The 6,070-nt window shown below is 67.0% G+C and carries 7 protein-coding genes and 1 pseudogene; 4 read left to right on the top strand and 4 right to left on the bottom strand.

The window, feature by feature from the left end; translation table 11 throughout:
* Positions 1–334: pseudogene (locus tag VF697_RS09300) on the bottom strand (hypothetical protein); the annotation flags it as partial.
* A gap of 224 nt (positions 335–558) precedes the next feature.
* Between VF697_RS09300 and VF697_RS09305 the strand changes: the two are divergent.
* The 3 genes from VF697_RS09305 (at position 559) to VF697_RS09315 (ending at position 2,210) form a co-directional block, all read left to right on the top strand.
* The gene (locus tag VF697_RS09305) at positions 559–1,023 is read left to right on the top strand and encodes a hypothetical protein (protein WP_331093391.1); all 465 of its coding nucleotides are present in this window, start codon (positions 559–561) and stop codon (positions 1,021–1,023) included.
* 115 nt (positions 1,024–1,138) lie between these two features.
* Positions 1,139–1,681 (top strand): DUF2062 domain-containing protein, encoded by a 543-nt coding sequence (locus VF697_RS09310; protein WP_331093393.1) that lies wholly within the window; start codon positions 1,139–1,141, stop codon positions 1,679–1,681.
* A gap of 73 nt (positions 1,682–1,754) precedes the next feature.
* Positions 1,755–2,210 carry a VOC family protein gene (locus tag VF697_RS09315; protein WP_331093395.1) on the top strand — a complete coding sequence of 152 codons (456 nt, stop codon included), beginning with the start codon at positions 1,755–1,757 and terminating at the stop codon, positions 2,208–2,210.
* Positions 2,211–2,254: 44 nt separating this feature from the next.
* Here the strand turns inward: VF697_RS09315 and VF697_RS09320 are convergent, their stop codons facing one another.
* The 3 genes from VF697_RS09320 to VF697_RS09330 form a co-directional block, all read right to left on the bottom strand.
* Positions 2,255–2,860, bottom strand: coding sequence for a DUF4276 family protein (locus VF697_RS09320; protein ID WP_331093397.1), 606 nt, complete (start codon positions 2,858–2,860; stop codon positions 2,255–2,257).
* Positions 2,857–4,020 carry an AAA family ATPase gene (locus tag VF697_RS09325; protein ID WP_331093399.1) on the bottom strand — a complete coding sequence of 388 codons (1,164 nt, stop codon included), beginning with the start codon at positions 4,018–4,020 and terminating at the stop codon, positions 2,857–2,859. The genes VF697_RS09320 and VF697_RS09325 overlap by 4 nt, the downstream gene beginning before the upstream one ends.
* 135 nt (positions 4,021–4,155) lie before the next feature.
* A complete protein-coding gene (locus tag VF697_RS09330) occupies positions 4,156–4,686 on the bottom strand; it encodes a hypothetical protein (protein WP_331093401.1) in 531 nt (176 codons plus the stop codon).
* A 269-nt stretch (positions 4,687–4,955) separates the two neighbouring features.
* Between VF697_RS09330 and VF697_RS09335 the strand changes: the two genes are divergently transcribed.
* A partial coding sequence (locus tag VF697_RS09335) for an SDR family oxidoreductase (protein WP_331093403.1) occupies positions 4,956–6,070 on the top strand: 1,115 nt, incomplete at its 3' end.

A 6,070-nucleotide genomic window follows, 5' to 3' on the forward strand; every position in this document is an offset into this window, starting at 1 on the left:
TGCCGGCGAAGGTGCCCCGGGCCTCGGTGACGCCGTTCTCGTTCTGGAGGCTCAACCGGGCGAGCTGGCTGCCCACGGTGCCGCCCACCTCCTTGCCGTCGAGGCTGAGGAACACCACCTGGTCGAAGACCCTGCCGCGCAGGTTCTTCCCGTCACTGGTGACCTGGATGTCGGGGCTGACGACGCTGTTCTCGGTGACGCGCGCCGTGATGGCGGCCTGCGGGGTGCGGAGGGTGAGGTACTGCTCCGGCCCCTGGGCGCCCGCCGTCCCGAGCGCGAGCAGGGCGGCCGTTCCGAGCGCTCGGCCGATACGCCTGGTGTGTGGGGAGTTCATAGGGGGAGAATAGCGACGGGGAACCCGCGATGTGCCAGTCCCTCGCCCGGTCGCTCGTGGTGCGAACACTTGAGGGGGGCCCGCCGCTGCGCCTGGGGCCCGCTCCCGAAATCACCGAGCTGATGCTCGTGAGCGCGTAGCGAGGGTGTTGGCAGGGTTCACTGTCCGTCGGAGTGGGCCGCCATGCGTTGCCCCCCGTTCTCCCCCGGCGGTACTCTGGGCCCGTGCCTTCCGAGCCTGCTTCCCGACAGCCGCAGGGTGACGGACGCTCCCAGCCTCGGGGCACCGCCGGTGTCATCCGTGTGCTCTTCGTGGCGGACGACCCGGGCTTGCGCGAGACCGTGCGGCGGGAGCTGACCCCGGGCTTCGAGCTGCTCCCCGCCAACACCTTCGCCCTGGCCGAGCCGCTGATGGACCTCGAGCCGGCCCCGGCCGCCCTCCTCATCGACCTGGGGCTCGCGGACGCGAAGCGGGCGGCGGAGTTCCTCGCCGGCCTCGTGGAGCGCGACTACCCCGGCCCCCGCATCCTCCTGTCCGGCAGGTTCCGCCCCCAGGAGGCCTCCACCCTGAGTCAGTCCAGCATCATCCACTTCGCCCTCGCCACGCCGTGGGCCCCGGGTGAGCTGCGCGCCACCGTGGAGGCCGCGCTCGGCTTCCGTCCGTTTCCGAGCGCCATGCCGGCCCTCTGATGTTTGACGGCAGGCAGCCGACCAGGCTCCCCGCACGTGGTCCTGCGAACGCGTGGGCTCCGGATTATCCTGGCGCCGGTTCCGAGGAAATTCGGCCAGCGAAGAGTGGTGGAACGTGTCGTCGTGGTGGAAGGTCGCGAAGAGGAAGTGGCGTCGGGCCCGGGTGCGCCTGCTGAGTGGCGCGGGCGCTCCGGCGGAGATCGCCGGCGGCATGGCGCTCGGGTTGTTCATCGCCGTGTTGCCCATCCTGGGCCTGCAACTGCCCCTGGCGCTCCTCCTCGCCGAGGCGTTCCGTCGGCTGACCCCCTTCCACATGTCGCGCGTCGCCGCGGCCGCGGGGGTGTGGCTCAACAACCCCTTCACCATGGCTCCCGTCTACGGCCTCTGCTACCTCATCGGCCGCCCCATCGCGCACCACCTCCTGCCTGCCTCCCAGCAGCGGACGGGGGCCGAGGCCGGGGCGTTCGACCTCGGGGCGCTCTCCTTCTCCGGCCCTGGCGCGCTCGAGGTGATTCTCGGCCTCGTCATCGGGGGCGTGCTGCTCGGCCTGCCCACGGCCTGGGTGGGCTACCGCATCACCTACGGCATGGTGGCCCGCCACCACGCCCGCCGCGAGGAGCGTCGGGCCCGCAGGGCGCGTGGATTGAGGATGGCATAGGGCTTGACCTGAGGGGTTGCGCCAAGCAGGCTGACTCCCCCCGTATGGAGCGGGGCCCCTCTCAGGAGCACACATGCCCAAGGCGATTCCCGACGGATATCACTCCCTGACGCCGTACCTGTCGCTGCGCGACGCCGCGAAGGCGATCGAGTTCTACAAGGCGGCGCTCGGCGCGACCGAGCTGTACCGGCTCCCGATGCCGGGCGGGAAGATCGCCCACGCGGAGCTGCAGATTGGCGACTCGCGGCTCATGATCGCGGACGAGATGCCCGAGTGGGGCAACAAGAGCGCGAAGGGCTACGGCGGCACGCCGGTGGGGCTCTGCATCTACACCGAGAACGTGGATGCGCTCACCGAGCGCTTCGTGAAGGCCGGCGGCAAGATCCTGCGACCGCTGGAGAACCAGTTCTACGGCGACCGCACCGCCCAGCTCGAGGATCCCGAGGGCTACAAGTGGACGCTCGCGCAGCACGTCGAGGACGTGTCGCCGGAGGAGATGCAGCGCCGCATGGAGAAGATGGGCGGGTAGTGGGAAGGCCGCCAGGCCCCGCCCCATGGGAGGCGGGGACGGGCTCAGGAAGCCAGTCGCAGGAGCGTCACCGCGAGGCGATCCGCATGCGGTGATGCACTGCGTACCTTTGATGCATCGAGGCGCGCGAGGATGGCGAAGCTGTGTCCTCCCTTCGAGTAGACCCCCTTGGTCCGGGTCTGTCGGGTCGCGGCTTCCAGGGCGCGGAACACATGTTTCTTGGGAATGGCCTCGATGTTCGGATTCCTCGGGAGCGCGGAGGCCTGGAATCCCTGGCCGAAGTAGGCGGTGAGTGTCTCGGGGTCGGCCAGGAACCAGCTCTCCATGCACTGGACCATGAGATGGGTGTTCTCCTCCGTGGCTCCCTCCGGAGGCTCCCACCCGTCGCGCTGACTCAAGTGCGTCCAGACGGGCTGTCCCGGGGGGACTGCGGCTTCCGCATCCACCAGCAGGACGACGTGCTCGTCACTGTATTTGCGCAACGCCGTGCTGAAATCTTCGAGCGCCTCGTTCCGACTGCCGCAGGCGATGATCCGCGGCTGCTTCCCTCGCGGGATGAACTTCGCGAAGAACTCCGCGAAGCCGCGCCGACACTCGCTCTTCAATGCCCCCGTAGTGCCCCCGCCCTCCACGTAGATGCGCACACTCACCAGCGATTCCCTCCCAGCTCCCCACGACGCCAGAGTTGCCCGAGCGTATATTTCTCGAGCCAGTCTGACAGGTCGTCCTTGTCGAGCCGGCGCATCGTGGTGCTCCCCTCATGCTTCTCGCAAACGAGCACCGACTCAGGGGTGTCCGAGAGCGCATCGACCAGTGCGTCCGAGTGGGTCGTCACGATGAGTTGCATCCGTTGGGCGGCCTCCTTCAAGAGATTGGCCAACGGCGGTAGGAGGTCGGGATGTAGCCCCATTTCTGGCTCCTCGATGCAGACGAGGTACTGGTCATTGGGGTTTAGTAGGATGGCCAGTAGCGAGAGCCAACGCAGCGTGCCATCGGACAAGCGGGTCGCGGGAACCACCCACTTGTTCTCGTGGAGGAAGACCTGAACTGTTCCCCCTTCGATGCTGACATCGACATCGCGGACTCCCTCGTACACCAGAGCCAAGTGCTTCAGGAGCGACTCCTTGGCCTCTGGATTCTTACGAATCTGGTTCAGGATCAGCCCGAGATTCTGAGCATCTCTCAGGAGGTAGGCATTGGGGAGGTCCGCGGGCTGCGGCATTCGCGGCGGCGTGTATCGACCAAAGCTCCAATCGCGATACAGGTTGATGTGGGTGAAGAAAAGCCCCAGCGAAGACAACTCCGGGTAGGTCTCCGGGTCTTTCCTTTGGGACAGGATCGACTCCGTGAACTTGTAGACCTTGGGGAGGATCATCCGCAGCTGCCTCTGCACACGAATAGATGGGCGTCCGTTGGCCAAGCTGAAGTACGGCGCCTGCTTGGCACCGGATGGAGGAGCGGCGTCTTCGATGCGCTCTTCAGTGATTTCGAGCTGCTGGGAAACCTGTGTGAAGGCTAGTGAGTATCTAAGTGTGAGGGGTGGTGGCCAAGGCATCTCCACGACTGCCTCCACACGGGCCGGTGGTTTTTCTCGGGTGCCCTTCCAGAGCCACTCGCCTACCCCTCCCCCATCGCGGATGGCATCGAGCAGCGCCTCAGGTGCCGCTGCGAGCAAGCCAAGAACCTCAAGGAGGTTGGACTTTCCAGAGCCGTTGGGACCAATGATGACGTTGAGCGGCCCGAAAGTGATGGCCTCCGCATCGGGTCCGAAGGACAAAAGGTTCTGGAGCTGAAGGCTCTGGAGGTACATGCGGAGCGCATCCTACTTCTTGCCGCCGCCTGTGGAGCCCGCTAACGGAGTGCTTGTTGCGCGGTGAAGAGATGGGGGCGCCATCCCGGCCTCCTCACCCTGTCCCTCTTTCGGAGGGACAGGGCAGGGGCCTCGTCAGTAGCCGAACGAGTTGTACCTGCACCCGGAGTTGACCGGCTTCGAGCGCCCGCCCTGGTCATGCGGGACGCCGACCTCCACCATGCCCTTGCACGTCTTGCCGTAGCTGTCCTTGGCCGTGAAGCTGATGCAGTACACGCGCCCATCTCCCCGACCGCTGCGCTCCGCTCGCAGGTACACCGCGTCCTTCTTGCCCTCCACCTTCGCGGCATCCGGCGACGTGTGGCCGTCACCCCGGTCATCCACTGGTTCGTCCTGCTTCACCCCCGTGATGCTGATGCTCTTCGCGCCGCTCAGCTTGACGAGGTGGAACTTGTGGTTCGGCGGCCAGAGCAGCCTCGGGCTCGCCTTGACGGTCTTGCACGACGCGTGGTCCTGCTCGAGTGCGCTGACGTCCCCCGCCTCTTCCTGCGTCACCTCGTCCTGCTCCTCGAAGGTGCCCTCTTCCTCCATCGGTCCACCGCAACCCACCGACCCCAGTACCGCCACGAGCGTGAAGAGCGCTGCCTTCGACCCGGTGCCTCGCATGTCCGCCTCCTCGGTGTTCCGCGTGGGGCTCGCCCCGTCTTCCGGGATTCAGGGTGGGGATGGGAACGGTTTCCTTACATGCGTCGTCAGGGCTGGGTCAGTGCTCTCGCTGACACCTGCAAGGGCGACTGACGGGGTGGGGGAGCGGCGTGTCCTCCGACGGGAGTCGCATGGGGAGTGCGGATTCTCAACGCAGTGCGGCGGGCAAGATTGACTCACTTGTCAAACGGCTCGTCCCATCGTCTTCTCCGTGCCCGCAAGGAGACTGAATGGGCAACGAGCTTCGTTTCGACGGGAAGGTCGCCATCGTCACCGGCGCCGGAAATGGTCTGGGCCGCTCGCACGCGCTGCTGCTCGCGAGCCGGGGCGCGAAGGTGGTCATCAACGACCTCGGAGGGGCCACCACCGGTGGCGGTCGCAGCTCCGAGGCCGCCGACAAGGTCGTCGCGGAGATCAAGGCCGCGGGCGGCGAGGCCGTCGCCAACTACGACTCCGTCGAGGACGGCACGAAAATCGTCCAGACCGCGCTCGACACCTTCAAGCGCCTGGACATCGTCATCAACAACGCCGGCATCCTGCGCGACACCAGCTTCCAGAAGATGAGCGAGCAGGACTGGGAGCTCATCTACCGCGTCCACCTGCTCGGCGCCTTCCGCGTCACCCAGGCCGCCTGGCCCCACCTGCGCGACCAGGGCTACGGCCGCATCCTCTTCACGGCCTCAGCCGCCGGCATCTACGGCAACTTCGGGCAGGCCAACTACAGCATGGCCAAGCTCGGCCTCGTGGGCTTCGCCAACACGCTCGCCCTCGAGGGCCGCAAGAAGAACGTCCTCGTCAACGCGATTGCCCCCATCGCCGGCAGCCGCATGACGGAGACGGTGCTGCCCCCGGAGGTCGTCAACGCCCTCAAGCCCGAGTACGTCAGCCCGCTCGTCACCTGGCTCTGCCACGAGGAGTGCCAGGAGTCCGGCGCCCTCTTCGAGGTGGGCGGCGGCTTCATGGCCAAGCTGCGCTGGGAGCGCACCCGCGGCAAGGTCTTCAAGCTCGGCCGCGCCATCACCCCCGAGGCCATCCAGCAGTCCTGGGAGGCCATCACCGACTTCACCGACGCCACCCACCCCGCGGACATCGCCGCCAGCATGCAGCCGGTGATGGACAACCTCTCCTCCCAGAGCAAGGGCGGCAACGAGTTCATCGACGTCGACGCGGCGCTCGGCTACCAGTTCCCCGAGACGACCTCGTCCTATGATGAGCGGGACCTGTCGCTCTACGCGCTGGGCGTGGGCGCCGCGCAGGACCCGCTCGACACGAAGGAGCTCCAGTACGTCTACGAGCTGCACGGCGAGGGCTTCCGCCCGCTGCCCACCTACGGCGTCATCCCCGC

Origin of the sequence: Archangium sp. (assembly GCF_036388035.1) — a bacterium.
In the GTDB taxonomy this organism is placed as follows: Bacteria; Myxococcota; Myxococcia; order Myxococcales; family Myxococcaceae; genus Archangium.